Source organism: Calothrix sp. NIES-2100, from assembly GCF_963875285.1.
In the GTDB taxonomy this organism is placed as follows: Bacteria; Cyanobacteriota; Cyanobacteriia; order Cyanobacteriales; family Nostocaceae; genus Aulosira.
Genome location: NZ_CAWNLA010000001.1, coordinates 1903571 through 1929415, shown reverse-complemented (window position 1 = coordinate 1929415; position 25845 = coordinate 1903571). Strand labels below are relative to the sequence as shown.

Below are 25845 nucleotides of genomic sequence, written 5' to 3'. Positions count from 1 at the left end.
GCAGCAGATTTACATAATTGTGTTACGTGTAGTATAATTGTAATGTAAATGTTTTCCGTAAACGTTGTGACTCACAGTGTAGAGACATATAAGCGTGAATAAATATAGCGCTCTTGTTGCCAGCCTGGTAATTGATTGATGGGAATTCTAAATTATGAATTCCCAAAACAGTAAGTGGTGTGCCAATCAGGAGTAAAGTTTATGGATGCCTTGCTACATAATCCAATTGCAGATATGTACGGGCCGCATTTTCTACTGTTGTATAGCAGCGTCATTATCTTGATAATGATAGTCTGTGGATGGCTCGTAAAAGATCCCACAAAAAATCAATCTTTGCCTTTAATTCCGAGCGAACCAGATCCCTACGAAATTGCTTACTTGCGTTCGGGAGCATTAGAAGTTGTCAAGGTAGCGATTTTAAATTTAATTCAGAGAAGTTATTTAGGAGTTGCTGAACAATTAATTAGCAAAACAGCAAATCCTACAAATTTATCTGATCTACAGCCTATAGAACGTGAGGTTCTTGCTAGTTTTTCCTCTACTCCAGCAATCAAATCTATAGAGTCAATAGCCGCAAAAGTGCAATCATCCTGCCAGATTTACGAAGAGCAGCTACATAATGAGCAATTGCTATACAATCAAACATGGCAAGCAGCGAATATTAAAGTTGGCTTGATTGCAGCGACAATTATTTTTATCCTAGGCGGTTATAAGCTCTTAATTGCTTTAGGAAAGGGACGGCATAATGTAAGTTTTCTGATTTTTATAGGTGTCGTATCAATTATCTTTATTCTCTGGTTTGTGAGTAGGCGATCGCGCTTAAGTAGTCGAGGACAAGCTTATCTCCAGCAACTGCAACAAACCTTTGCTGAGTCGAAAACCAAGGTAAAATTTAGCATCCCTTCTGCATTTGACTATAACTTGGTCGTAGCATTATTTGGTGTTGAGGCTCTAGCTGGTACTTTCTACGACTCATACTACAAAATATTCTTTCCCCCACAACCAACTAGAACAAGTAGCAGACAAAGCAACTCTGACGGTGGTTCCTGTAGTAGTAGTAGCGGTTGTAGTAGCGGTAGTTCCTGTAGTAGCGGTAGTTCCTGTGGTGGTGGTAGTTCCTGCGGTGGTGGTTGCGGTGGCTGTGGTGGCGGTTGTGGAGGTTAGCAAGATTTAAAGTCTAAAAATATGTCATTCAATTTGGGAAAAAGCCATAGCGACTATTAATATCAGTCCTTAGGTGGATGCCAACCGCTAATAACCCAACGTCCCCGAGCAACAATGATAACTGGATTATTCATTCGTAAACGTGCAACTGTGGCTCTACCAACAGCAGTTAAACCTTCAACTCTTGTGCCGTCAAGGCTCCATGCAAAATGTTCAGACCATTTTTGTGTGCGAGGATTAAAAAGAGCCGTAGTTTCTCCTAATAATGGATCGATAGCTTCGGTTACATCCCCTTTAAATTCGTTACATGTACGGCAAGCTAAACAAAGATTATCATAACTTGTTTCTCCATTTTTAGAAACAGGTAGAATATGGTCATACGTCATTGGTATACCACTGTTAGCTTCAGTTGTTAAGCAATAACAACACCGTGCAAAATCTGCGAAAACAATTCGATTTTTTAAACTTTCAGGAAGATACGTAGACACTATTTATTACCGATTTTGTATATTATGCCCCCGCCAGCGAAGTAACACCGTTGCCTGGGCTTTGCATAACATAAAAAGATCCATCTCGTGCCGGAGTGTCATTAACTCTAAACGTTCTTCCTCACTCAGAGTACCGTTAGAATTACCCTCAAGCAACATGTTGTATCGCTCCATGTCGTTCGTTGTTTTGTTTGCACAGGCTATTTGCCACAAGCTGTCATCATCTAATTTATCCAATGCCGCAACTTCTGCTTGAAACTCTGATGGTATGTCATCCCATGCAGGGGGACTACCTATTTGTAAGACGCGAAGTATTACATCTTCTAGGGAACGATGGGTTGCACGGGCTGTATTTAACAAACGCTGATAAATAATCTCTGGTATTTGAAGGGTAACAGTTTCTGCTGGCATAGTTAATATATGAAGGCAACTAATAAATACAATGATAAGTCTTCCACCGGACATGATATTATCTCATCTCCCGACTTTAGGTGTGGGGTTAGGTTTTCGCCAACCATTTAAAAGCGATTTATTTCTCAACCGTCAGCAAGTAGACTTTCTGGAAATTGTTGCGGAACATTATTTAGATGCACCTTGGTATAAACAGCAGGAATTAGAATTGCTGGCGGCGCATTTCCCGATAATTCCCCATGCTATTAATTTGTCATTAGGCAGTGCGGAAGGTTTGGATGAAGATTATTTACGTAAACTAGCAGCACTAGTTAAGCAGCTTAACCCGCCTTGGTGGAGTGAACATATCTGTTTTACCAAAGCAGGTGGTGTTGATATCGGACATTTATCACCACTACCTTATACCCAAGAAGCTGTGGAAGTTGTTTGTCGCAATATAGCCGAGGTGCGTCGCTTTCTTGATGTGCCATTAATTTTGGAAAATATCACTTACATGGTGACGCTTCCCGGTGCTGAAATGACAGAAGCCCAGTTTTTAGCGGAAGTAGTAGAACGTGCTGATTGTGGGTTGCTGTTGGATGTGACGAACCTGCATACTAACGCTGTTAACCACGGCTATGATGTGCATGAGTTTCTCAGCCAATTACCTACAGAACGGATAGTACAGTTGCATTTCGTCGGTGGACATTGGCATGATGGTGTATTGATTGACAGCCATTCCCAGTCAACCCCAGTGGAAGTTTGGGAACTTATGGATGAAGTGGTAGCCAAGATTCCAGTTAAAGGGATTGTTCTCGAACGGGATGAAAACTTGCCATTGTTTGCAGAATTAGTCGGAGAACTGGAACAAGCAAGAGAAATCGGTAGGAGTCATCATCGATGGGGTTAGCACAAACACAGCAAGTTTTAGCCCAACTTTATACCAATTCTGAATTGAGACAGCGTTTCTTTGCTAACCCGCAAACCGTTGGCGCAGAGTTGGGTTTTAGTGATGAGGAGACACAGCAGTTAGCACAAATTTCTGCCCAGCAGGTAAATATTTTTGCCAATTCTCTTAAGTGGAAGCGGTTAGGAGAAGTGCGCGAACTACTACCACGTACTGCAAGGGTGCTAGGTAAAAATTTCAATGATTTATTTTGGCGATATGCCCAAACCCATTTACCACAGGGTATCAAAAAACATCGGTCAGATGCGATCGCCTTTGCTAACTTCATCCAAGCCCAGGAGATAGAACCAGCTTGGTTAAGTGATTTAGTCCGCTACGAAAAAATCTGGCTATTAGCTTATGATTCTCCTCGCTGCTTGCGGGTGTGCTGGTTTCGTTATCCCGTTGACAAACTAGGAAGTGCTGAAAAAATTTCTCGTCAATTAACTTTAGCAATTTGGTGGCGGTTCACAGAGCGATCGCCCCTACATCATAGTTTGCGCTGGTGGTAGGGGCTAGGGGAGACAAGGGAGATGAGGAAGATGAGGGAGTGTGGGGAGTTTTCTTCCCCATCTCTTCCCCGTGCCCAGTGTCCCGCCACAAGCCCAATGCCCAAAATTAAGTATCAACTGTGAACATCTTGCTGACAAAGAGCGACAATTATCTTGCCTTTGTAGATGACTCATGAATAAATAACATGAAATTCAGCGAAATTGTCAGCCAACTTGGTGACATTGTTACAGACCACAGCCTCAACGCTAATCAAAACCACGACCCAGATATTACAGCATTAGCAGCCATTGATGAAGCTACCGCAGGTAATCTCAGCTATGTAGAAGGGCCTAAATTTGGTTCTTGGGTGGGTAAAACCAATGCGAGTGCGTTGATTTTACCTCAGGACAAAACATTACAGACGCAAGCACAAGAACGGAATATTGTCTGGATAGCCACAAAAGAACCGCGTTTGTTGTTTGCGAAAGCGATCGCCCTTTATTATCAACCATACCGTCCCAGTCCGGAAATTCATCCTACTGCTGTGATTCACCCCACGGCAGAAATTGGTAGCGATGTTTACATTGGCCCCCATGTGGTGATTCAGCCCAGGGTGAAAGTTGGTAATGGTGCAATTATTCATCCGAATGTGGTGATTTATCCAGATGTGACCATTGGCGATCGCACTACCTTACACGCTAACTGTACCATCCACGAACGCAGCCAAATTGGTGCAGACTGTGTGATTCATAGTGGTGTTGTCATTGGTGCAGAAGGTTTTGGCTATGTGCCTACCCGTACTGGTTGGGTAAAAATGGAACAATCCGGTTACACTGTTTTAGAAGACCGGGTAGAAGTTGGCTCCAACAGCGCCATTGACCGCCCTGCTGTGGGAGAAACACGCATAGGTCGAGATACAATTATTGACAACTTAGTCCAAATAGGTCACGGTTGCAAAATTGGCTTTGGTTGTGCGATCGCTGGTCAATCTGGGATGGCTGGAGGCGTAAAAATTGGCAACCGCGTCATCCTGGCTGGACAAACCGGAATTGTCAATCAAGTAAAAATTGGTGACGGTGCGATCGCATCGGCGCAAGCAGGAATTCACAACGATGTTGCACCCGGAGAAATTGTCTCTGGTACTCCCGCCATTCCCCACAAACTATATCTCAAGGTATGTGCGATTTATAACCGGCTACCAGAAATATATAAATTGGTGAAACAATTCCAACGCCAAGAACAAAAGTGAGGAATTAACTCTTTTGGGGGAAGCACTACTACCACTAGTAGGGTTTCCCCCAATAACTAAATTTTCGTTTTCATCCAATATATAAACATAGGCGATAACAAAGCGCCAGAAACAAATCACAGGTTACTTTTTTAAATTACCAATTACCTCAAGCCCAACTTTAGTTAATAGCATTGATTTTCAGGAGGTTAATCAACTTATGGCATTAGTACGTTGGCAACCCTTCTCAGAAATGGAAAATCTCCGCCGTCAAATGGATAGAATGTTTGATGAATTAGGGGGAGTTAACTCGCAAATCACACAAGCTTGGACACCAGCGATTGAATTGCAGGATACCAACGAAAGCATCATTTTACGAGCCGAAATTCCTGGTATTGAAGGCAAAGACTTAGATGTGAATGTCACACGAGAAGCAGTTTCAATTGCTGGTGAAACTCGCCAAGAAAGCAAGAAAGAAGAAGGCCGTTACTTCCGTTCCGAATTCCGCTATGGCAAGTTCCAACGGATTATTAATCTACCTGTGCCCATCCAAAACGATCGCGTACAAGCCGAGTTTAAGAATGGCATTTTGACATTAACACTGCCGAAGGTAGAAGAAGTCAAAAAGAAGGTAGTCAAAATTAATTTGGGAGATAGCCAAGGTGCGATCGTCGGAGACGTTGGCGCAGCCATCGCACCTTCTGAGTCGCCAGCAACGGGTGATGTCTGGTCTGATCGTAATTCGTAATTCGTAATTCGTAATTCGTAATTCGTAATTAAGAATTAATGGTGCTGAAAACCCCGGCTTCTTGTAGAAGTCGGGGTTCTTGCAGTCAATCAAAATTAATCACATAGACCATTAGGATTATTAATTAAAAGACTTCCAAACCTTTTGGAAGTGTCTCAAGCAAGCCTCTACACGCTAGGGTAATTTAGACCAGAACAACAAGAGTGTTTTTCCCTATAGATTTTGAATGTGTCAGTTTTGTTATGGGTATTTGTTCGGTTGTTAGCCACTTGTCGAAGCAGCGATAGTTGAGTAGCTGTATTGTTACCAAGCTCTTTAAGTAGGTTAAAAGCTATGACCCAATCAAACATCCAACCCCAAGAATATGAGTTATATCACACCTTTGTACCTTATAAAACAGCAAAACAAGGTGGTACTACAACCATAACCTTGAGATCAGGTAAAAGCTTGAATATTAATATCCCTACTAATACTAGTGAAGGTGATGAATTATCTTTTACAAGACCCAGCTTAGAGAAAAAGCATAATTTATTCTCAAAAATTAGAGAGCAAATCAATCGGCAGGTATTATCTCAATCATCAGATTATCAAAAAGATATTAAAATTGTTTTGCATACATTATTCGATAAACAAAAGAATATAGAAAGTATTTTATTTAATTTAATAGACAAGACAGATATTAAATCTGATAGTAAAATAAGATGTAAAAAAGTATATGAAAAAATTAAAGATGGAATATATTTAGATGATTTTGCTGCTTTAGGATTATTAGACTTTATTGTTTCTTCGTCTCAATTGGATTCGCTATTACGCCAACAATACAACATTGCTAGTCATAATTCCCGATTGCGTAAACTGGATAAGTGCATTGAAGATACTCTAGCTTTATCAGACCTAAAAGAAAATCAACAGCAACTTATTAAAGGAACTTATCAGTACATTAAAGCAGGAGATTATAATACTAATTTTTCTGTAATTAAGCAACTTGATTCTATTATTGATCATTCATTTTTACCTGAAGAAATAAAATAATTTTATTTTCATTTTAGTTTATCATCTCAAGCAAAAGCTACAGATTTATTTATCATCAATTTGATTGATAGTACTTCTGCAAATAAAGATGCTTTCAACAAATTAAACCTACTTAATGTATATCAACAAATAAGAGATGGAAAACCAGTTGATGATACAGAAACATTACAAATTTTAGAATCTTTAATTTTGGCTTCGCCTATTCCAGAAGAGTGTAAAATTATTTATAAATTAATGCGCGAGCCAATAAATAGTTCAAGCCAAAATCTTAATGAAAATAAATCTGGCACTGATGTAGTCAAAATAGCAAAAGAGTCAGTTCAGAAAGCATCCCGTATTGTTCCAACAGCTACTAAAATTGCATCTGTAACTGGGATGAAAGCAGGAACAGGAGTAGCTATAAGTACTTTATCTGGAGGCGCAGCAACTAATGCCACCTTAGCTTTGTTAGGAGGAGGTTCTGTTGCTGCTGGTGGATTAGGAATGTTGGGAGGATTGACAGTAGCAACAGGTGGAGCTGCTTTGATTGGTGCTGCTGCACTACTTTCTATTGCTAATTTTACTCAAATGAAACCGGAGGAACAACAGAAATTAGGAATTGCAGCAGGAGTAGGAGTTGCAACCAGCACTGCTGCCGTTGGTACTGCTTGGGCTGCTGTCACTACCTTTGGTGTAGCTAGCACAGGTACGGCAATTAGCACTTTATCAGGAGCAGCAGCGTATAGTGCGGCTATTGCAGCACTTGGTGGGGTTGGTGCCATGACTGGAGGGGCTGCACTTGTAGCATTAGGTGCGGGTTTTTTAGCTTGGAATCTATTTCAAGGTGATAAAAATGCAGATAAAAATGATCCTACTAAAAAGATATTGAAACAGCTGGAAGCTAAACTATATCAGTGAAGTAAACAATTAACTTAAAATGAGCTTCCAACGAACAGCATTCGTTGGAAGCTCACTTTAATTACTTTCTTGGAAATCCCTAAAATCCTAATTTTTCTAATACTGGTTTTGTCGAAACAATGTGACGATCTAATCCCAATTTTTCTGGGCTAACTCCTAACGCCAAAGCAATTAATTGGGGTAAATGTAACACTGGTAAACCCAGTTTCTTTTCAATTACCTTTTCTACTTCTGGCTGACGAGAATCTAAATTAAGATGACACAAAGGACAAGGGGTAACTAAACAATCAGCACCAGCAGCCAAAGCATCTTGAATATGTGTCCCCGCCATTTTAAAAGATTCGGTAGTAGCGTAACTAGCTAGGGGCCAACCGCAACATTGAGTCCGACCTCGATAATAAATTGGCTCTGCACCTACTGCCCGAAAAACATTTTCCATCGCTTCCGGACGGTAGGGGTCGTCATAGGGCATGGATTTTTGAGCGCGGAGAAGATAACAACCATAAAACGCCGCACATTTTAATCCAGATAACTTGCGGGTAACTCGTTTGGTAATTTCTTCTAAACCGTAATCTGTTACCAAAGCATAGAGAAGATGTTTAACTTCTGTACTCCCGCGATAAGGTAAACAACCTTCTTTAGCCAGCAGATTATTCACTTGCTGAATATATTCTGGTTTTTTAGTCTGACATTCTTTGAGACGTTCATCGACATGACCTATCACACCTTGACAAGTGCTGCAATGGGTGAGTAGAGGTAAATTTAACTCTTCTGCTAAAGCAATATTCCGGGCATTTACTGTATCTTCTAAAAGTTGGGAATCTTCTTTAAAAGTGCCAGAACCGCAGCAAGCGGCTTTTTTCAGTTCAATGAGTTGAATGCCTAGTGCTTGGGTTAAAGCTTGAGTTGATTGGTAAAGTTCCCGACAAGCACCCTGAGCAACACAACCAGGAAAGTAAGCGTATTTTAGCGTTTGAGATACCATAGAAGTATATTTGCCACAGAGCAATAGCTCTCAACAATAAATTTTTTGTTGTTACCTTGCCAGTGTAGCTTGCAAGGCTATGTATCCGGATTTGGACATTGTAAAAAAAATCAGTAAGAATTGCAAAACAGACACATGTTGACAGCGTATGCGCACCCGATCGCCCAATTGTCAGAAAATTCTTCGGCAGTATACGGGCGATCGCGCTTTCCGATAAGATGTATATGCTCAAAACAATGTCGCCCATAAAGAGCAGATCATAGCAACTGGTTAAGGATTTTTATCTATGACCCAAGAAACGGACGTTTTTGAAAAAGTTAAGAAAGTCGTCGCTGAACAACTGACTGTTGAGGCTGATGAAATCAAGCCACAATCGTCGTTTATTGACGATTTAGGCGCTGATTCCCTAGATATTGTGGAACTGGTAATGGCTTTTGAAGAAGAATTTGAGATTGAAATTCCTGATGATGCCGCTGAAAAGATTTTAACGGTTGAAGATGCCGTCAAGTATATCAAAGACAAAGCTGCTGCCTGAAAAGCGATTGGGGATCGGGTATTGGGTATTGGGGATCAGGAAAAACTCCATACCCTAGTCCGGGTTCCTCTTGCTTTTCCCTAGTCCCTAGTCACCTTTTTGCTGCTTTCTCGCCACCTTTAACTTAGTCATGACAGATTATAAACGTAAACGCGTTGTGGTAACTGGTGTTGGCGCGATTACACCAATTGGCAACACACCAGTTGAATATTGGGAAGGATTGTTGAGTGGTCGTAATGGCATTGACTACATCAGAGCTTTTGATGCATCTCGCCATGATTGCCGCATTGCTGGTGAAGTAAAAAACTTCGATCCACATGATTACTTGGAGCGCAAAGAAGCCAAGCGCATGGATCGGTTTTCCCAATTTGGGGTTTCGGCGGCAAAACAAGCGTTATCTGACGCAGGTTTAGAGATTAATGAACTGAATGCAGAACAAGTGGGTGTGATTATTGGTTCTGGCATTGGTGGACTGAAGGTTTTAGAAGACCAGCAAACAGTGTACCTGAACCGTGGCCCCGATCGCTGTAGTCCGTTCATGATCCCGATGATGATCGCGAATATGGCGGCGGGATTAACAGCCATTCATACCGGAGCTAAAGGCCCCAATTCCTGCTCTGTAACCGCTTGTGCAGCTGGTTCCAATGCCATCGGAGATGCTTTTCGCCAAATTCAATGGGGGTATGCTAAAGCCATGATTTGCGGCGGATGTGAAGCGGCGATTACACCTTTAGGTGTAGCTGGATTTGCCGCCGCACGGGCACTTTCGACTCGCAATGACCCGGCTAATTCCTGCCGTCCATTTGACCGCGATCGCGATGGATTTGTCATGGGTGAAGGTGCGGGAATTTTGCTGCTAGAGGAACTAGAACACGCATTGAGTCGAGGCGCTCGCATTTATGCAGAAATGGTCGGTTATGGGATGACCTGTGATGCTTATCATATGACCTCCCCAGTCCCTGGTGGGTTGGGAGCAGCCAGAGCCATAGAACTAGCGCTCAAAGATGGGGGACTAACCCCAGAAATGGTGAACTATATCAATGCTCATGGCACCAGCACCCCAGCTAATGACTGCACTGAAACCTCCGCGATGAAAAAAGCCTTGGGCGACCATGCTTATAAAATAGCTATCAGCTCTACCAAATCGATGACAGGTCATCTTTTGGGCGGTTCTGGAGGTATTGAAGCCGTAGCCACAGTACTGGCGGTTGCTAACGATCAAGTTCCACCAACAATCAATCTAGAAAATCCCGATCCAGAGTGTGACCTAGATTATATTGCTCACACTAGCCGCGCTCAAAAAGTCAACGTGGCATTATCTAATTCCTTTGGGTTTGGTGGTCACAATGTCACGCTAGCCTTTAAGAAGTACATCTAAAAAATTCCCCATTTGTCAGCTGATTGCTCTGCTGAAAGTTAGTAGCAAAAGTATCCTAGATGTCATTTGCTACTTAACCAAGGGTTCAAAACAACCCAATTATTAGCTGGATTTATCACCACCAAATCAACATATCCCGCTTGTCCATCAACAATTGGCAGTGGGATGATGAGGATAGGGGGAATGTGAAAACAATCAGGCAATCAAGGGGAAAAATCCACAACCTTGTTTGTCTCCCCGGTAAGTGTGTGTGAGCTACCAAGAGTGCTAACCCGTCGTTAAAAACAATCTGATTATGGCTGTTGCAACCCAATCCCTCGAAACACTTTCTATTAACTCGATTCGCTTTTTGGCTATTGATGCCGTAGAAAAAGCAAAATCGGGACACCCAGGGCTGCCGATGGGCGCTGCTCCGATGGCTTTTGTACTATGGGATCGCTTTTTACGGTTTAACCCCAAAAATCCTAAGTGGTTTAACCGCGATCGCTTTATCCTGTCTGCTGGGCACGGTTCAATGTTGCAGTATGCCCTGCTATACCTTTATGGTTACGACAGCGTCAGCATTGAGGACATCAAGCAATTCCGTCAGTGGGAATCCAAAACCCCCGGACACCCGGAAAACTTCATGACCGCTGGTGTCGAAGTTACCACAGGCCCACTAGGTCAAGGAATTGCCAATGGCGTGGGTTTGGCAATAGCAGAAGCCCACCTCGCAGCTAAATATAACAAACCCGATGCCAAAATTGTTGACCATTACACCTACGTGATTTTGGGTGATGGCTGCAACATGGAAGGTATTTCTGGTGAAGCGGCTTCCTTCGCTGGGCACTTGGGATTAGGCAAACTTATCGCTCTGTACGACGATAACCACATCTCCATCGACGGTTCCACAGATGTAGCCTTCACTGAAGATGTTTCTAAGCGTTTTGAAGCTTACGGTTGGCACGTTCTGCATGTCAAAGATGGTAACACTGACCTAGAAGCGATAGCCATTGCCATCGAAGAGGCAAAATCTGTCACAGACAAGCCTTCGATGATTAAAGTCACCACCACCATCGGTTACGGTTCCCCCAACAAAGCAAACACCGCTGGTGTTCATGGTGCTGCTTTGGGTGCAGACGAAATCGCCTTGACTCGGAAAAATTTGGGTTGGGAATACGAACCTTTTGTAGTTCCCCAAGATGTCCTCAACCACACTCACAAAGCTGTTGAACGTGGCGCAGGTTACGAAGGCGACTGGAACAAAACCTTTGCTGACTACAAAGCTAAGTATCCCCAAGAAGCAGCTGAATTTGAGCGTTACATAAGCGGCAAACTGCCTGATGGTTGGGATAAGGTACTACCCACCTACACCCCCGAAGACAAAGGACTCCCCACCCGCAAACACTCAGAAACTTGCTTGAACAAACTGGCAGCAGTTTTACCAGAATTGATTGGTGGTTCCGCTGACTTAACCCACTCCAACCTCACTGAAATCAAGGGCAAAGGCGACTTCCAAAAAGGAAATTACCAAAACCCCAACATCCACTTTGGTGTGCGGGAACATGGCATGGGCGCAATCTGTAACGGTATCGCGCTGCATACTTCGGGATTAATTCCCTACGGTGCAACCTTCTTAATCTTCACAGATTATATGCGGGCTGCCATCCGCCTATCAGCTTTGTCCCAAGCTGGGGTAATTTGGGTAATGACCCACGACTCAATTGGACAAGGTGAAGACGGCCCCACCCACCAACCAATAGAAACACTGGCTTCCCTGCGTGCTATTCCTAACCTCACAGTAATTCGCCCCGCAGATGGAACAGAATCTTCTGGTGCATACAAAGTAGCGATTGAAAGAGCAAAGGCAAATGCTCCTACTCTGTTAGCGTTCACCCGTCAAAATGTCCCCAACTTAGCAGGTACATCAATTGAAGGTGTAACCAAGGGTGGATACACAGTAGTGGATAGCCAAGGTACACCAGATATTATCCTCATTGGTACCGGTTCAGAATTGAGCCTCGCTGTTACCGCAGCTGAAAAACTCACAGCCGAAGGTAAGAAAGTTCGTGTTGTCTCCTTACCTGCTTGGGATTTATTTGAAGCACAAGATGCAGCTTACAAAGAATCTGTTCTACCAAAAGCTGTCACCAAGCGCTTGGCTGTAGAAGCTGCTTCTAGTTTTGGCTGGCACAAGTATGTCGGCACCGAAGGCGATGTTGTCAGCATTGATCGCTTTGGTGCTTCTGCTCCCGGCGGCGTTTGTTTAGAGAAGTTTGGCTTTAGTGTTGATAATGTATTAGCTAAAGCGAAAGCATTGTTGGGTTAATTAGTAACAGAATATTCTCTTGATTTTGTGGGGTGGGCCGGAAAGCCCGCCCTTTTTTTTATAGATTCAAGCTGATCATACTAATTTGAAACAAGAATGCGACGTATGGGTAGGGTCTCGCTTAGCGCAACGCACCAACGCACTTAATAATTAGTTTATGAGAGTATTATTTAAAGGTGAAAGACGCAATTCGGAAGACAGTAGTCCTGTCAGCATTTGGACATTTATCGACACAGGTTTAGAAATCACACAAGACATAAATGGGATGAATATGTCATTCACTCCTTATAGTAAGATTGCAGGTTTTAGTATATTCACTAATAGTTATATCTTGTCTAGAGACATCCATACTTACTATACTATCCGCATTGGCTTTGTAAACGAAGGTTTTGCTGATATATATTTTAGTGATTCTGAGTATGCTAAATCTGTCATTACAAAAATAAAAGAAATTCTTCAGACAAAGCTGAGTTAAACTTCTTCTAGCTCCTCTACTTCTGCGAAGTAGAGGAGCTGTCGCAGCTCATCAAAATTAATGGGACAGACCACTAGAGTTTTTGCCCTGTAAGGAAAAGCAAGTTCTTAATTTTGGATAAAGTCGAGCTTAGATGATATTTGAATTCTCGAAAAAACCTGCGAAATTCATACAGATTTAACAAGGAAAGGTACGCCAATACAAGAGGCAGATATTTTGATTGCAGCAACAGCTTTAGGAATTAACTCTTATAGTAATGTTTATAGCCTTTAAATTTAGTCTTATCCCCATTAGCCACAATGCCTAAGAGATTGACTGGAGAGATTTTAAGACTTTCCTGAGCTTGCATCAACCCTGTTTTGTCTGTTTTGTCTATCCTTACAACTAACACTACCCCATCAGTGTAGGGTGCTAGCATTCTGGCATCAACTAATCCAACTATGGGGGGAACATCATAAATCACTAAGTCAAAGGTTCTTTGGAAATATCCCATCAGTTGCTTCATCTTTTCTGATGAAAGTAACCTTGCTGGGTCTGGTGGTACTGGCCCTGAAGTCACCACAGATAAGTTGTTCATCTCTGGCATTTGCCTGATTACCTGCCCTGCTGGTATATTTGTCGAAATTAAACTACTCAATCCCCATAAGTTATTTAAATCAGTTAATAGGTGAACTTGAGGCCGCCGTAAATCCGCATCCACAAGTAGTACTCGTTTACCCATAGCAGCTGCTATTTGGGCTAATTGGAATGAAACAGTAGACTTACCATCTCCTGGTAATGCTGAACTAATAATTAAGGATTTAATTGGTTGATCGGAATTGAGTAGTTGAATATTTGAATACAGTACCTGTAAAGATTCCCAAAATCTACCTTGACCGTAGTAGCGATCGCTTCCTGGGCTACGATGTAAACTCTTAGAAAATTTAGAAATTTTTCTAAAAAATCTAAATGGTGTTTTTTCTGAAGGAGAGCTGCGTTCTATCTTGTAATATAAGTGATTTTGAATTTTCTTGTCAAAAGGTAAAACTCCTAACAAAGGTAGTTTCATCTTTTCTTTTAAACTATCAACATTATGATAAGTATTGTCTACTTTTTCCATGAGTAAGCTAATACCCATACCTAAAAGTAAACTAGCTACCAAACCGAGAGTCAAACTGCGGGGAATATTAGGTGATATCGGTGCTTCAGGTTGAAGTGCTTCTTGAATCAATTCCCAGGGAAGTTCTGTTTGAGCAACCTGAATTTGTAGGGTTTCGCGAGTAGTTAAAAACCGATTTAAGCTATCAGTTGCAATTTGGAGTTCTCGTTGGAGTTCAGCATATTTTCTGGCTAAAACTGGTAATAGTTTAACTTCCTGCTCGAGTTGGCGTTCTGCTTTACTCAGTTCTTGACTCTGTACTTCTAAAATTTGAATTTGAGTTGTGATCTCAGCAAATTTTACTCCCATGCTACGCCGTGCTTCTTCTTGGAGCAAAGTTAATAGATTTTTTTTCTTCTCCTGCAAACTTCTGAGTGGTGGGCTGTCTTGTTGGAAGCGTACTGATTCTCCAGAAATATCAGCTTCTAATTGACGTAATTTCCCAAATATTTCCTGATATCCAGGTGCATTATTTAGCGCTGCTGTTTCTCCTTGTGCTAGTTTCAAATTTGCAAAAATAGCTTGATATTCTGCCAATTTTTGATCAATTTCCAGTCTTTGATTACTCAATGTAGTGACTCGTTCTGCAACTTGCGCAGCCTGAGCATCTGGACTAATAAAGTCGTATTTTTGGCGAAAAAGCTGTAGCTCTTTTTGCAGATTATCTACTCGGTGTTTGATAGTAGGTAACTGTTGATCAACAAATTGCACTCCTTGCCTTAACTTAGTTTGCCGCTTTTCTAAACTGTAGTTTAAGTAAGATTTAGCAATTATATCTAGTACTATTTTAATCTGGTTACTATCGCTACTTCGATAGCTGACTTCTATCAGCTTAGTTGTGCCTAAACGACGAATAACTAAAAATTTAAGTAGAGAATCATAGTTAATATCTGGATAGTAAAATTGGATCTGCTTGACGATATCTGCCATCAATTCAGGACTTCTGAGAACCTGAATTTGACTTTCGTAATCTAGATTTCCTGACTTGTCTGAGTTGCCTGTATCTATGGTAAGTTGCAGCAATGACTTTTCGTCAGTGAGCGGTTCTACTAAGAGTCGAAAATTGCTTTCATAGACTGGCTTCTGATTCAATGTTGAGTAAGTAACACCACTCATCACCACAGTGCCTATTCCTACAATAATCAACGCTCTTCGCTGTAAAATGCCTAGTAATTGCCGGAAATTCCAATCATTACTTTCTTGTTCAAACCCTAATGGAATTTGAGGTGGAAATACTGGATGGGCAGAATTTCCATTCCGTTCGTAACTTGAGGTTTTAGTAAAATGGTTCTCCATTATTAATTCGGATTGTGTAATTAGTTAGGTAAGGCTTTTCATGAGAGCTTTCAGCCAGGTAAAGCACGCTGTTGTAATTCTAATTAAGTGGTGCAATTGGAAATGTCAATACTCAAATAGATAAATTTAATATTTTTATTACGACAGAAATTTATTTGCTTTTCTCCATAGATTTCCCAAAGATTGAGATTTTTTTACATAGCTGTTTTAGAATCTCATCAATTGCAGTATTTATACTCTGACTAATGTCAACTGAAGCATGAAATTACCTTACCCATCAAGGGATGGGGCATGAATAGAGTATTGTGCATTTTACTTAGCCTAAGAATGTGTGCTGTCGCAATGTTAACGCTATTATACTTGCGCAAGTATATTCTGGCTTGTCTTGAGTAAGCCTGAGTATTGTTAATAATTTTTAGTATAAAATTTACTTAAGTGAGAATTATGAACCTTGATTACACGCAAAGTCAGTTTTCATGGAGATAAGAGGGCAGGGGAGCAGCGCCTCTCTTCTCCCAAGGGGAGACGCGCAAGGGACGAGACGCTCCGCGAACGGCTTTGCTCAAAGACCGGGGCAGAGGAAGCAGAGGAGACTAATGACAAATGACTAATGACCATTACCCAATTGCTAAGTTGATTTTCATTGGGTTGCTAGATAGCCTACAGCATTTTTGCTAATTATGATATTACGTATATATTAAGTTTTGCATAGACATAATTTGGCAGACATGCTCTAGAATAGAAGCTTTTGAGGCGAGATCATGGGAAACCGCCACGGTGACCCAGTACTAGATTATAGTGGCTAAGAATCAGAAAGTTCTGATTAGCTATAATTCAGAGCTAATGAAGTGGTTAATTTTTGGATGGGATTGACAGTTTAGCGATTCTAACGGCGAATATACATCAACATTACCCATAGAAAAAATACCTATTCTGAGAATACAAGCTGTAAATTCTCTTGACTTAGGCTATAACAGATTAATTTCATTAAATCCCCATAGCTTGACACATGTTAGTTGCAGCTATTTTGTCATCTGCAATATGTCTGGTTTAGACATGAGATACCTGAGGCAATCAGAAACCCAGGCAAAAACTATTTATTTTTTATTAATTTATTGACTATTGGAATAAATATGGTATTGTATGTTGCTCAGTTAATTAAGTAGCACCAGAGTCGCTCACCGAAGCTTTGGCACTAGCTAAAAGCTAATTTGAGGGTATTATAGGACTTATCTCTGTAATTAGTTTAAAATTATACTTAAATATTTTTTTGTACTTAAAGCATCATTTGCGACGATGCTAAAAAGTATTCAAAATATTTGCTATGGAGGAGATTCACAATTCATTACCTCATAACCGCGAACTTTTGAAGCTCTTGCTAATACAAAGTTTTAGATTTTTATTTTTCAAAGTAATAATTGTAAAATAAAATTCACTCAAAGTAAAATAGCCTTATTTTTTTACAAGTAGGGGATGTACAGTATAAAATTTTATCTCAATTAATAAAAAGCAACAACATTTTTACAAAAGTTTTGGCGCTTTCACTAATTTAGATAAACATCGATTATAAAGGAATTTAACAGCAACACTTAACCCAAAAAAGCAGATTTATGCTTCAATTGCTGTCAAGGTGACTTGAAGTTATTAAAACATTTTGAAAGGACTATGTAGCCAATGACATTCAGTGAATGGCTGAAAAAATCGTTGCTAACCAAATCCACACACAAAGATTCTCAAAATCAGAAATTTGTTGAAACTGATAGAGACTTGTTGTCAAGTGAGAAAGTTAACTTCGAGGATGGAAGACAACATAATGGCAAAAATTTTTCCACATTTGTATTTCCTTCTATAGTTCCGCAGGAGTCTCTAGGAGTAAAGGAAGCTTGGTATGGTCAATCGCTGAACTTATCTGTGATCACTGAGTTTTTTCCCCCAGACTACGCTGCTACGGGACAGTTAATTGAAGAACTAGTAAGCCAGTTAAGCAAACAGGGAGTCAACATTGAGGTGTTTACAGGTCAACCTGGGTATGCGTTTGGGACTGCTAGTGCGCCCGCAGTAGAACAAGTGGGTCCTGTCAGAATTCAACGATCGCGCTCTGCTCAGTTGTGGTCGCGGCGGGTTCGTGGTAAAGCTATCAATGGTATCCTATTTACCTTGCGCGCTGTGCTGCATCTCATCAGATGTGTCCGTCGCCGAAATCTATTGTTGCTGACTTCAGCTCCGCCATTTTTACCAATTGTGGGATATATCGCCCACCTGTGTTTTGGGCTTTCTTATGTGTGTTTAATTTATGATATTTATCCAGACATTGCGATCGCTCTCGGAGTAATCCCTCAAAATCACTGGCTGGCAAAATTCTGGCAAGCACTCAACAGAAAAATTTGGCAAAAATCCAAAGGAATAGTCGTGCTAAGTCCGGCGATGAAACAGCGGGTAGTAGCAACTTGTCCAGAAGTAGCGGATAAAGTGAGTGTGATTCACAGTTGGGGAGATCCTGACTTGATTGTGCCGATTGTAAAAAAAGATAACTGGTTTGCTAAGAAATATAACTTAGTTAACAAATTTACAGTTCTTTACTCCGGTAACATGGGGCGGTGTCATGATTTGGACACCATTTTAGCAGCAGCCAAACAACTCCAAAACGAGCCAATTCAGTTTGTTTGTATTGGTGGTGGGCCAAAACATGACAGTTTTATCCAAGAAGTCCATAACTTAGGACTCAGCAATTTCCTGTTTTTACCGTATCAAGAAAAACAGGTACTGCCCTATTCTTTGACAGCTTGCGATCTCTCTCTCGTCAGCGTAGAAGCTGGGATGGAAAGTTTAGTTGCGCCCAGCAAGCTTTACCCAGCTTTAGCAACAGGCCGTCCAGTAGCCGTGATTTGTTCAGAGTATTCTTACTTAAGACAACTGATTACAGAAGCCCAATGTGGCGCTAGTTTCGAGAATGGTGACAGTTATGGACTAGCGGAATTTATTCGCCGACTCAATAATGACCGAAAACTAGCAGAACACATGGGTGTTGCCTCGCGTAAGTATTTGCAGTCGCATTTTACGCCGGAAATCATTGCTAAACAATACTTAAAAGTCCTGCAAAAGGCTGTTTCATAAAGTGTTTGGGTGTTATTACCAATAATAATTACCAAACTCGTATTAATTTAACTTCATTGCTAGCTTGACAATTGAAATTGGCGGCTATATAAACAAAGTGCGTCTACCTTTTTGGAAGGCTAACTCCGAAAGTAATGTTTTGCAAGCAGGTAAATGCAGACTCTCTCTCAGCAGAATTACTTATACCTGCTGCCAAAGAAAATGCTCGTGAAGCATGTTCCCTAGAACTTGCGCTGATTCACAAATTTTTCTTCTTAAACCGAATAACTCACTGTTGATATAGGAGTGGGCTTTGATGGTCTTTTTGATCTCAGTCCCTTCAACGCAACCTTCTTGTGGATTTGTTTAATGTCTACTGATGCGGAGGGCCGAAGTGCAGAGAAGGTGTGACCGAAATCGAAAACGTTCTAAACGACGAGCTATATATTGTCTGGTGCATAGCTGCTACATGAATAGTATGAGTCAAAAATACGGGTTGTTTGCTGAACAAGCAGGACAGCTACAACAACGGGGAATCAGGCGCCGAGAGGCCTTGATGTTAGTAGCAGCCAAGACAGCGGTTCCCTTGGAAGGTGAATGGTTAGAAGCCTTTTGGTGTGATGAATGCCAACAAACCAAGTGGTATCACGTTTGTAAGCGCGACTCTACTTATGAGTTGTCACTAGCACCGCCAGAACTTTGGCAACAAGCAACGGGGGTAAATAATCCACACCAGAATCCTTCTGTAGGAGAGTTTACAACTCGGCACTCCCGGATGATGAGTCACAGAAGCATTCTCGATTTTCGGTTTGTCAACTAGGAACAACAAAACGAGTCAGCTAGACAATTTGTCGTTTTGAGCGAAGCAAAAGCTTCAAGCTCCATTCGTTTCGGTCAAAATGACACCTTAGAACGCAACTTGTTATCAGGCAATCATCTACTGGCAGTAGCTATCGCTGCTAATCCTATCGTGTTCTATGATTAACGTCTTTATAAGTTTGATGAACGTCAAACTTAGTTTGCTATACGCATTAGTTGCAATAAACAAGACATTCATAACTTTAATTAAAGTCAAACTTAGTTAGCTATAACGCTTGCTGAACTATCAGAGCTAATGCTCAAGGGCGTAGCTTGTAAGTATGGTATGAGTAGCAATGAATATGAGATGGCTGGAGGTTCCAAGAAACAAAAACGCAAGTGCAGTACTCCCAAAGCAACTACTCCGACGGATCAAGAAACCACAGATAAGGCATAATACCGCAGATCAGGAACTGGTTAGCTAACTTAGCCTCTGTTGCCAACTCCTGATGGCGATCATCTTCAGCAAAGATTATCGGGACACAACAATTTGTGTCCCTTATTTTGTAGAAAACCTGACAAATGACAAATGATCAATGACAAATGACCAATGACAGTTGTGGCAGAATCAACTACTTCTAGCTGGCTTATTTAACACACATGAAAAAAGCCCTTATTTGTGGAATCTCAGGTCAAGATGGAGCTTACCTGGCGCAATTGCTTCTCAATCAAGGCTATTCAGTCTGTGGTACTTCCCGTGATGCTCAGATTTCCTCCTTCTCAAATTTGGTTTACTTAGGGATTCGAGAGCTAATAAAATTAGAGTCAATGGCTTTAACTGACTTTCGCAGTGTGTTGCAGGTACTCACAAAAATCCAGCCAGATGAAATCTACAACTTAGCAGGGCAAAGTTCAGTTGGTTTATCCTTTGGACAACCAGTAGAAACTTTAGAAAGTATAGCTACTGGTACTCTCAATTTACTAGAAGCCGTTCGCTTTTTATGTGCGCCCATCAAACTCTACAATGCTGGTTCTAGTGAAAGTTTTGGCGATACTGGCTCTACAGAAGCCGATGAAACTACACCATTTCGTCCCCGCAGTCCCTATGCTGTAGCGAAAGCCACCGCATTTTGGGAAGTTGCTAACTACCGCGAAGCTTACGGTTTATTTGCTTGTTCAGGAATTTTATTTAATCATGAATCTCCCCTCAGGCCAGAAAGATTTGTGACTCAAAAGATTGTTGCTGCTGCTTGTCGAATTGCTCAAGGTAGTGCTGAACATCTTTATTTAGGAAATATGCAAATTCAGCGTGACTGGGGTTGGGCGCCAGAATATGTTGAAGCAATGTATTTAATGCTGCAACAAGAACAGCCCGATGATTATGTAATTGCGACAGGAGAGAGTAGTTCACTAGAAGATTTTGTTGACGCAGCCTTTACATCAGTAAATTTAGATTGGCGTGAGCATCTGGTGATAGATAATAGCTTGCTACGTCCTACAGATTTAGAGGTAGGTAGAGGTAATCCAGCTAAAGCTAAGAAGGAGCTGGGATGGCAGGCAAAATACAAAATGAATGATGTAGTGCAGATGATGGTGAAAGCAAGGTTAGCTAATTCAGTAAAATGAAAGATTCAATTTCTCAGCCAGATTTAGTAATTGAAGCTGGTCGCACAGAAAGGCAATATTGGAAAGACTTGTGGCGCTATCGAGAGCTGTTTTACTTTCTAGCATGGCGAGATATATTAGTGCGGTACAAGCAAACGACAATTGGTATTGCTTGGGCACTAATTCGTCCGTTTCTCACAATGCTAGTGTTTACAGTTGTGTTTGGGAAATTGGCAAAGTTACCCTCTCTGGGTGCGCCTTATCCAATCCTCATATTTTCTGGAATGTTGCCTTGGCAGTTCTTTGCTAATTCTCTCTCAGAGTGCAGCAATAGTTTGATTAGCAATGCCAACTTAATCTCGAAAGTTTATTTTCCTCGCTTAGTAGTGCCTATAAGTGCAGTAGTAGTGAGTTTTGTAGACTTTTTGATTTCGGGGATAATTTTGTTAGGGTTAATGGCTTGGTATAATTTTGTGCCCAGTTGGCGAATTTTAACACTACCTTTATTTGTTTGTATAGCCTTTGCTGCCTCAATGGGCACAGGATTATGGTTAGCTTCTTTAAATGTTAAATATCGAGACTTTCGTTACATTGTGCCGTTTATTGTGCAATTTGGTCTTTATATTTCACCAGTAGGATTTAGCAGCAGCATTGTGCCAGAGCAATGGCGATTTATCTATTCTTTGAATCCAATGGTAGGGGTAATTGATGGTTTCCGTTGGGCGATTTTGGGCGGTGATGCAAAGTTATATTTACCAGGTTTTCTCCTGTCTTTAGGATTGGTAATTTTACTTTTTGTGAGTGGTATTTGTTATTTTCGCAAAATGGAACGCACTTTTGCAGACGTGATTTAATCTGAAGTTTAGTAACAGCATTTCAATGTAGATGTTTGGCTAATTTGTAAGTTTCAATATTTAATTGTTGGGTAGAGTAGATATTTGATGTCTGATACTGTTATTCGTGTTGAAAACCTCGGGAAAAAATATATTATTAGTCACCAGCAACAGGAACGCTACACAGCACTGCGGGATGTCGTTACTAATAAAGCTAAATCTCTGGGTAATTTAATTAATCCTAAAACTAAAGTTGAAAATTATGCTTTTGAAGAATTTTGGGCTTTAAAGGATGTATCATTTGAAATCAAACAAGGTGACAAAGTTGGTATTATTGGGCGTAATGGTGCAGGTAAATCAACTCTTTTAAAAATTTTAAGTCGAATTGCTGAACCCACAACAGGAAGCATCAGAATTAAGGGCAGAGTTGCCAGTTTATTAGAAGTGGGAACGGGGTTTCATCCAGAATTAACAGGGAGAGAAAATATATTTCTCAACGGTGCGATTTTGGGAATGAGTAAAGCTGAAATTCAGAAAAAGTTTGATGAAATTGTTGAATTTGCAGAGGTAGAAAAGTTTTTAGATACCCCAGTAAAAAGATATTCATCGGGGATGTATGTAAGGTTAGCATTTGCAGTCGCAGCACATTTAGAACCGGAGATTTTAATTGTTGATGAAGTTTTAGCGGTGGGGGATGCGGCGTTTCAGAAAAAGTGTTTGGGGAAGATGGAGGATGTAGGAAAAGAAGGACGGACGGTGTTGTTTGTGAGTCACAATATGCCAGCTGTATCTAACTTGTGTTCACAGGGCATTGTTTTAGTGGAAGGCAAAAACCAACTATATTCTTCTATAGATAAGGCGGTTATGTTTTACACAAACAACACTCTTAATAAGTTAACATTAATACCTCTTGAGAGCAGAACTGATAGAAAGGGAAATGGAAAAGCTAGATTTATAAGTTTCTCTCTTTGCAATGATCAACAACAGATTATTAACAGGGGAGTGTCTGGGCAAAAGCTCATCTTTAAAATCCAAATAGATTCAAAGAGTGAAGTTAGAAACGAAATGATGATTGCTCTTGGTATAAAAGATAGACAAGGGCAGTATTTATTTCATTGTTCTACAATTGCTATTGCATGGGAACCAAGCATAGTAATTGGAACTAACGTTATTTATTGTAGCATCCCAAAACTGCCATTGACTCCAGGTATCTACTGGGTAGATGTATATTGTGAAATACGTAGGGAAGTGGCTGACTGGATTGTAGATGCATTTTCTTTCGAGGTCGATGAAGGAGATTTTTTTGGTACTGGAAAAATTTCTCCACCCAGCAAAAAATCTTCTATTTATATCAACCATAATTGGAGTTTAGAACAATAACATTAAGATAAATATACTTCTTAGGAAGTAGGCTATTACATAGATACAGCTATATAAATTAAGACAGGTTCTAAAAAGAAAAATTTAACTCTTGGATATGTCTAACACCCTTATTTTGTCTTTAGCCATTGGTGGTTACCAACATTTATTTCGTTCATGCCTTGATTCTCAGTATGCTTATTCGCTGAAGAATTCTTACGATTATGCCGTAGTTACAACATCTCCGTGGTTACTTACTGCACATGATGCAGCATGGCTCAAGGTTCCCTTATTGATTGCAGCCAGCCAATTGAAATATGAATTTATTATGTTCATTGATGCAGATTGCGAAGTTCGCTTATTTGCTCAATCTATACAGAGTATCTTTCAAGAGGGAAAATCTTTATATCTTGCACCAGGCATCTCTGGAAGAATAAATTCAGGCGTGATTATTGCTAAAAATCGAGATGAACAAGTGCGATACACTTTTCAAAAAATTCTTGATAATGCTGATTCATATATATTACCTGAAAACGAAGCTCCTTATGAAAATGGACACTTTATACAATATATTAAAGATTGTGATTTTGTCGGAACTATAGAACATCAAAAATGGAACAATAATTCAAAATTAAACCCCAATAGTTTTATCCAACATTACAGTGGCAAAGCTCTACGAGAACATTACAATAATTCTTATGTAAATAATTATCAAAAACTCAAATTTAAAGTTGATAAGTATATTGGCAAATTCAGCAAACATGTGCCTCAATACTTTTTAAATGAAACCAGCAAAAAGAAGCGTATTGAGATTTTAATAGATGCCTATAGTATGCCTTTAGAATCTGTAATAATTCAATCTATAAGGTAATTTATATGAAAGTTTGTGCTTACTCCACATGCAATGAATCTTATATACAGAACTCTGTTGTAAGTTTACTTTCCATCCGCAAATGGAATTGCGATATCGATCTATTTATAATCTCTCGAAAACTCTCTGAGAAAGCTAAAGCGTTTGCATCTAGATATAACATTTCAGTTATTGAGTTAAATCTTGATTATCAATTTCCGAAAAGTTTTTCTTATCCTGTGGAGTGTTACTATCTATTTGCTGGACCTGAATGCTTTCTAGAACGTGGTTATGAATATAGTATTTATATTGACGGTGACATTTATTGTAACGCATCAGTTTCAATTGATTGGAATAAACTTAACTATTTTGCAGGTGTCAGCATTGGCAAAATTGAAGATTTACTTAAAAATGATCTAGAAACAATTTTTCGGATTTGGAAATACAAATCGATTCCAGAATACAGGGTACAAACCGGTGTTATTTACTTTAAAAATGAAACTATGGTTGCCACAGATTTTCTAGAAAAGATAACCAATCTTTACTCTGAAAGTATTGTTAATTCAATTCCTCGATCTGGTGATGATAGTCTTTTTTCTCTTTTTCAACTTATATATCCAGAAATAAAACCATTATTAATACATGAAGATTTTAATTATATTTTATCGCCACCTAAAGTTTATCGTAACAGCCCAGATTATTTAACATTTGCAGAAGAAAAAATTAACAACTGTGTTTTCTTTCATTTTACTAATAAAGTTAGTAAACCTTGGATAAAATGTTCATATTTTTCCTGTTATACAGAAAAATACTTTCATAAAAAATGGCAAAATTGCTTAATTGATGTTTTATCTACAGATGATATCTCTACTTACTTTCCTCAGTTTAATAAATTTCTCGATTTAGAAAAAGTCAAGTTCTACTGGTGGGGAAGTACCAATGTAGGGGATCTTGTCACACCATATTATCTCCAGCGTGTTTGTAAAGTTGAGAATGTCGATGCTATGCGTGCTGAAGAGTCATCGCTTTCAAAAAAGCCTAGCTTACTTGATAGTAATTTTTCTTTCTTTAAGAAAAAATTAGCAAAATTTTTGCGGTTATCAAATATCAAGCCAAAGATGATTATTTCAACCGGCAGCATCATGAGACTTTGTTCTTATAGTGTTACAGTCTATGGTAGCGGAATTAGAAGTGCGAATCAAAAGCTGAATCCAGGTATTATAGAATTTGTTAGAGGTCCATTAACTAGAAAAGCACTTTTAAAAATAAAATGTGAATGTCCTCCGATTTATGGAGATCCAGGACTTATTATTAGTAAATATTATCAACCCAAATCAAATACTAAAAAATATTCATTAGGCATTATTCCACATTTTACTGAATATCAGGAAGTGGCGCATCTATATCAAAACGATCAAAATGTTAGAGTAATTAATATGGCCAGTGGTGATATCGAGAAAGTTATAGATGAAATTGTTCTTTGTTCGGCAATTATTTCAAGTTCGCTTCATGGGATAGTCTTTTCTAACAGTTATTCCATACCTGTCAGGTGGATAAAGTTTTCTAATAGAGTTTTTGGTGATGATACAAAATTTAAAGACTATTTCTTATCAATAGGACGTCCCTTAGAAGATTATATTAATGCTATCGAATTTAAATATGTAAGTGTAGATAAACTACTGCAATTAATTACGCCATATCATATTAATATTGACATTAATAGGCTCGAAGATGCTTTATTTTTTGATAAATTTGGGTTTAAAAAATCAACATTTTGGTTAGCAGATGAAAAACTCTAATAAATATT

At 39.9% G+C, this 25845-nt stretch carries 22 protein-coding genes; 18 read left to right on the top strand and 4 right to left on the bottom strand.

What is annotated here, in order from left to right; all coding sequences use genetic code 11:
* The first annotated feature begins 201 nt into the window (after positions 1 to 201).
* The gene (locus tag AACU32_RS08235) at positions 202 to 1164 is read left to right on the top strand and encodes a TIGR04222 domain-containing membrane protein (protein WP_096599136.1); all 963 of its coding nucleotides are present in this window, start codon (positions 202 to 204) and stop codon (positions 1162 to 1164) included.
* Positions 1165 to 1226: 62 nt separating this feature from the next.
* On the opposite strand, the gene AACU32_RS08230 is transcribed toward AACU32_RS08235, so the two are convergent.
* Positions 1227 to 1652 (bottom strand): HNH endonuclease, encoded by a 426-nt coding sequence (locus AACU32_RS08230; RefSeq protein WP_096599135.1) that lies wholly within the window; start codon positions 1650 to 1652, stop codon positions 1227 to 1229.
* Between the two features lie 6 nt (positions 1653 to 1658).
* Positions 1659 to 2063: a hypothetical protein gene (locus AACU32_RS08225; RefSeq protein WP_096607912.1), complete on the bottom strand. Its 405-nt coding sequence runs from the start codon at positions 2061 to 2063 to the stop codon at positions 1659 to 1661.
* A gap of 31 nt (positions 2064 to 2094) precedes the next feature.
* Between AACU32_RS08225 and AACU32_RS08220 the strand changes: the two genes are divergently transcribed.
* From AACU32_RS08220 to AACU32_RS08195, 6 genes are all read left to right on the top strand, one after another.
* A complete protein-coding gene (locus tag AACU32_RS08220) occupies positions 2095 to 2952 on the top strand; it encodes a DUF692 domain-containing protein (RefSeq protein ID WP_339377652.1) in 858 nt (285 codons plus the stop codon).
* Complete coding sequence (locus AACU32_RS08215; protein WP_096599133.1) at positions 2943 to 3500, top strand: hypothetical protein; 558 nt, start codon at positions 2943 to 2945, stop codon at positions 3498 to 3500. The genes AACU32_RS08220 and AACU32_RS08215 overlap by 10 nt, the downstream gene beginning before the upstream one ends.
* A 185-nt stretch (positions 3501 to 3685) precedes the next feature.
* Complete coding sequence (gene lpxD, locus AACU32_RS08210) at positions 3686 to 4729, top strand: UDP-3-O-(3-hydroxymyristoyl)glucosamine N-acyltransferase (RefSeq protein WP_096599132.1); 1044 nt, start codon at positions 3686 to 3688, stop codon at positions 4727 to 4729.
* Positions 4730 to 4928: 199 nt separating this feature from the next.
* Complete coding sequence (locus AACU32_RS08205; protein ID WP_096599131.1) at positions 4929 to 5456, top strand: Hsp20/alpha crystallin family protein; 528 nt, start codon at positions 4929 to 4931, stop codon at positions 5454 to 5456.
* A 333-nt stretch (positions 5457 to 5789) separates the two neighbouring features.
* Positions 5790 to 6488, top strand: a complete 699-nt coding sequence (locus tag AACU32_RS08200) for a hypothetical protein (RefSeq protein WP_096599130.1) — start codon at positions 5790 to 5792, stop codon at positions 6486 to 6488.
* A 60-nt stretch (positions 6489 to 6548) separates the two neighbouring features.
* Positions 6549 to 7385: a hypothetical protein gene (locus AACU32_RS08195; RefSeq protein ID WP_096599129.1), complete on the top strand. Its 837-nt coding sequence runs from the start codon at positions 6549 to 6551 to the stop codon at positions 7383 to 7385.
* A 79-nt stretch (positions 7386 to 7464) separates the two neighbouring features.
* Here AACU32_RS08195 and AACU32_RS08190 read toward each other — a convergent pair whose 3' ends face one another.
* Positions 7465 to 8370: a CoB--CoM heterodisulfide reductase iron-sulfur subunit B family protein gene (locus AACU32_RS08190; RefSeq protein WP_096599128.1), complete on the bottom strand. Its 906-nt coding sequence runs from the start codon at positions 8368 to 8370 to the stop codon at positions 7465 to 7467.
* Positions 8371 to 8656: 286 nt separating this feature from the next.
* Between AACU32_RS08190 and AACU32_RS08185 the strand changes: the two genes are divergently transcribed.
* The 4 genes from AACU32_RS08185 to AACU32_RS08170 all read left to right on the top strand — a co-directional run bounded on the left by AACU32_RS08185 (position 8657) and on the right by AACU32_RS08170 (position 13066).
* Positions 8657 to 8905, top strand: coding sequence for an acyl carrier protein (locus tag AACU32_RS08185; protein WP_096599127.1), 249 nt, complete (start codon positions 8657 to 8659; stop codon positions 8903 to 8905).
* Positions 8906 to 9035: 130 nt separating this feature from the next.
* The gene (gene fabF / locus AACU32_RS08180) at positions 9036 to 10283 is read left to right on the top strand and encodes a beta-ketoacyl-ACP synthase II (RefSeq protein ID WP_096599126.1); all 1248 of its coding nucleotides are present in this window, start codon (positions 9036 to 9038) and stop codon (positions 10281 to 10283) included.
* A 295-nt stretch (positions 10284 to 10578) separates the two neighbouring features.
* Positions 10579 to 12591 (top strand): transketolase, encoded by a 2013-nt coding sequence (tkt, locus tag AACU32_RS08175; protein ID WP_096599125.1) that lies wholly within the window; start codon positions 10579 to 10581, stop codon positions 12589 to 12591.
* 157 nt (positions 12592 to 12748) lie between these two features.
* A complete protein-coding gene (locus tag AACU32_RS08170; RefSeq protein ID WP_096599124.1) occupies positions 12749 to 13066 on the top strand; it encodes a hypothetical protein in 318 nt (105 codons plus the stop codon).
* 241 nt (positions 13067 to 13307) lie between these two features.
* On the opposite strand, the gene AACU32_RS08160 is transcribed toward AACU32_RS08170, so the two are convergent.
* Positions 13308 to 15500, bottom strand: a complete 2193-nt coding sequence (locus AACU32_RS08160) for a GumC family protein (protein ID WP_096599123.1) — start codon at positions 15498 to 15500, stop codon at positions 13308 to 13310.
* A gap of 1674 nt (positions 15501 to 17174) precedes the next feature.
* Here AACU32_RS08160 and AACU32_RS08155 point away from each other — a divergent pair.
* From AACU32_RS08155 to AACU32_RS08125, 7 genes are all read left to right on the top strand, one after another.
* The gene (locus AACU32_RS08155; protein WP_096599122.1) at positions 17175 to 18614 is read left to right on the top strand and encodes a glycosyltransferase family 4 protein; all 1440 of its coding nucleotides are present in this window, start codon (positions 17175 to 17177) and stop codon (positions 18612 to 18614) included.
* Between the two features lie 373 nt (positions 18615 to 18987).
* The gene (locus AACU32_RS08150; RefSeq protein ID WP_096607911.1) at positions 18988 to 19413 is read left to right on the top strand and encodes a hypothetical protein; all 426 of its coding nucleotides are present in this window, start codon (positions 18988 to 18990) and stop codon (positions 19411 to 19413) included.
* A gap of 638 nt (positions 19414 to 20051) precedes the next feature.
* Entirely contained in the window at positions 20052 to 21017 is a 966-nt protein-coding gene (locus tag AACU32_RS08145; RefSeq protein WP_096599121.1) for a GDP-mannose 4,6-dehydratase, read from the top strand.
* Positions 21014 to 21850, top strand: a complete 837-nt coding sequence (locus tag AACU32_RS08140; protein ID WP_096599120.1) for an ABC transporter permease — start codon at positions 21014 to 21016, stop codon at positions 21848 to 21850. Before AACU32_RS08145 ends, AACU32_RS08140 begins: the two co-directional genes overlap by 4 nt.
* A gap of 87 nt (positions 21851 to 21937) precedes the next feature.
* The gene (locus tag AACU32_RS08135; RefSeq protein ID WP_096599119.1) at positions 21938 to 23209 is read left to right on the top strand and encodes an ABC transporter ATP-binding protein; all 1272 of its coding nucleotides are present in this window, start codon (positions 21938 to 21940) and stop codon (positions 23207 to 23209) included.
* A gap of 97 nt (positions 23210 to 23306) precedes the next feature.
* A complete protein-coding gene (locus tag AACU32_RS08130) occupies positions 23307 to 24059 on the top strand; it encodes a hypothetical protein (RefSeq protein ID WP_096599118.1) in 753 nt (250 codons plus the stop codon).
* 5 nt (positions 24060 to 24064) lie between these two features.
* A complete protein-coding gene (locus AACU32_RS08125; RefSeq protein ID WP_096599117.1) occupies positions 24065 to 25837 on the top strand; it encodes a polysaccharide pyruvyl transferase family protein in 1773 nt (590 codons plus the stop codon).
* Positions 25838 to 25845 lie beyond the last annotated feature (8 nt).

Excerpts from the sequence above, each read along its gene's own strand:
- AACU32_RS08220 (WP_339377652.1), top strand. The coding sequence starts at position 2,095 with ATGATAAGTCTTCCACCGGACATGATATTATCTCATCTCCCGACTTTA.
- AACU32_RS08190 (WP_096599128.1), bottom strand. The coding sequence starts at position 8,370 with ATGGTATCTCAAACGCTAAAATACGCTTACTTTCCTGGTTGTGTTGCT.
- AACU32_RS08125 (WP_096599117.1), top strand. The coding sequence starts at position 24,065 with ATGAAAGTTTGTGCTTACTCCACATGCAATGAATCTTATATACAGAAC.
- fabF (WP_096599126.1), top strand. The coding sequence starts at position 9,036 with ATGACAGATTATAAACGTAAACGCGTTGTGGTAACTGGTGTTGGCGCG.
- AACU32_RS08185 (WP_096599127.1), top strand. The coding sequence starts at position 8,657 with ATGACCCAAGAAACGGACGTTTTTGAAAAAGTTAAGAAAGTCGTCGCT.
- AACU32_RS08145 (WP_096599121.1), top strand. The coding sequence starts at position 20,052 with ATGAAAAAAGCCCTTATTTGTGGAATCTCAGGTCAAGATGGAGCTTAC.
- AACU32_RS08160 (WP_096599123.1), bottom strand. The coding sequence starts at position 15,500 with ATGGAGAACCATTTTACTAAAACCTCAAGTTACGAACGGAATGGAAAT.
- tkt (WP_096599125.1), top strand. The coding sequence starts at position 10,579 with ATGGCTGTTGCAACCCAATCCCTCGAAACACTTTCTATTAACTCGATT.
- AACU32_RS08140 (WP_096599120.1), top strand. The coding sequence starts at position 21,014 with ATGAAAGATTCAATTTCTCAGCCAGATTTAGTAATTGAAGCTGGTCGC.
- AACU32_RS08215 (WP_096599133.1), top strand. The coding sequence starts at position 2,943 with ATGGGGTTAGCACAAACACAGCAAGTTTTAGCCCAACTTTATACCAAT.
- AACU32_RS08235 (WP_096599136.1), top strand. The coding sequence starts at position 202 with ATGGATGCCTTGCTACATAATCCAATTGCAGATATGTACGGGCCGCAT.
- AACU32_RS08205 (WP_096599131.1), top strand. The coding sequence starts at position 4,929 with ATGGCATTAGTACGTTGGCAACCCTTCTCAGAAATGGAAAATCTCCGC.
- AACU32_RS08130 (WP_096599118.1), top strand. The coding sequence starts at position 23,307 with ATGTCTAACACCCTTATTTTGTCTTTAGCCATTGGTGGTTACCAACAT.
- AACU32_RS08170 (WP_096599124.1), top strand. The coding sequence starts at position 12,749 with ATGAGAGTATTATTTAAAGGTGAAAGACGCAATTCGGAAGACAGTAGT.
- AACU32_RS08225 (WP_096607912.1), bottom strand. The coding sequence starts at position 2,063 with ATGCCAGCAGAAACTGTTACCCTTCAAATACCAGAGATTATTTATCAG.
- AACU32_RS08135 (WP_096599119.1), top strand. The coding sequence starts at position 21,938 with ATGTCTGATACTGTTATTCGTGTTGAAAACCTCGGGAAAAAATATATT.
- AACU32_RS08200 (WP_096599130.1), top strand. The coding sequence starts at position 5,790 with ATGACCCAATCAAACATCCAACCCCAAGAATATGAGTTATATCACACC.
- lpxD (WP_096599132.1), top strand. The coding sequence starts at position 3,686 with ATGAAATTCAGCGAAATTGTCAGCCAACTTGGTGACATTGTTACAGAC.
- AACU32_RS08155 (WP_096599122.1), top strand. The coding sequence starts at position 17,175 with ATGACATTCAGTGAATGGCTGAAAAAATCGTTGCTAACCAAATCCACA.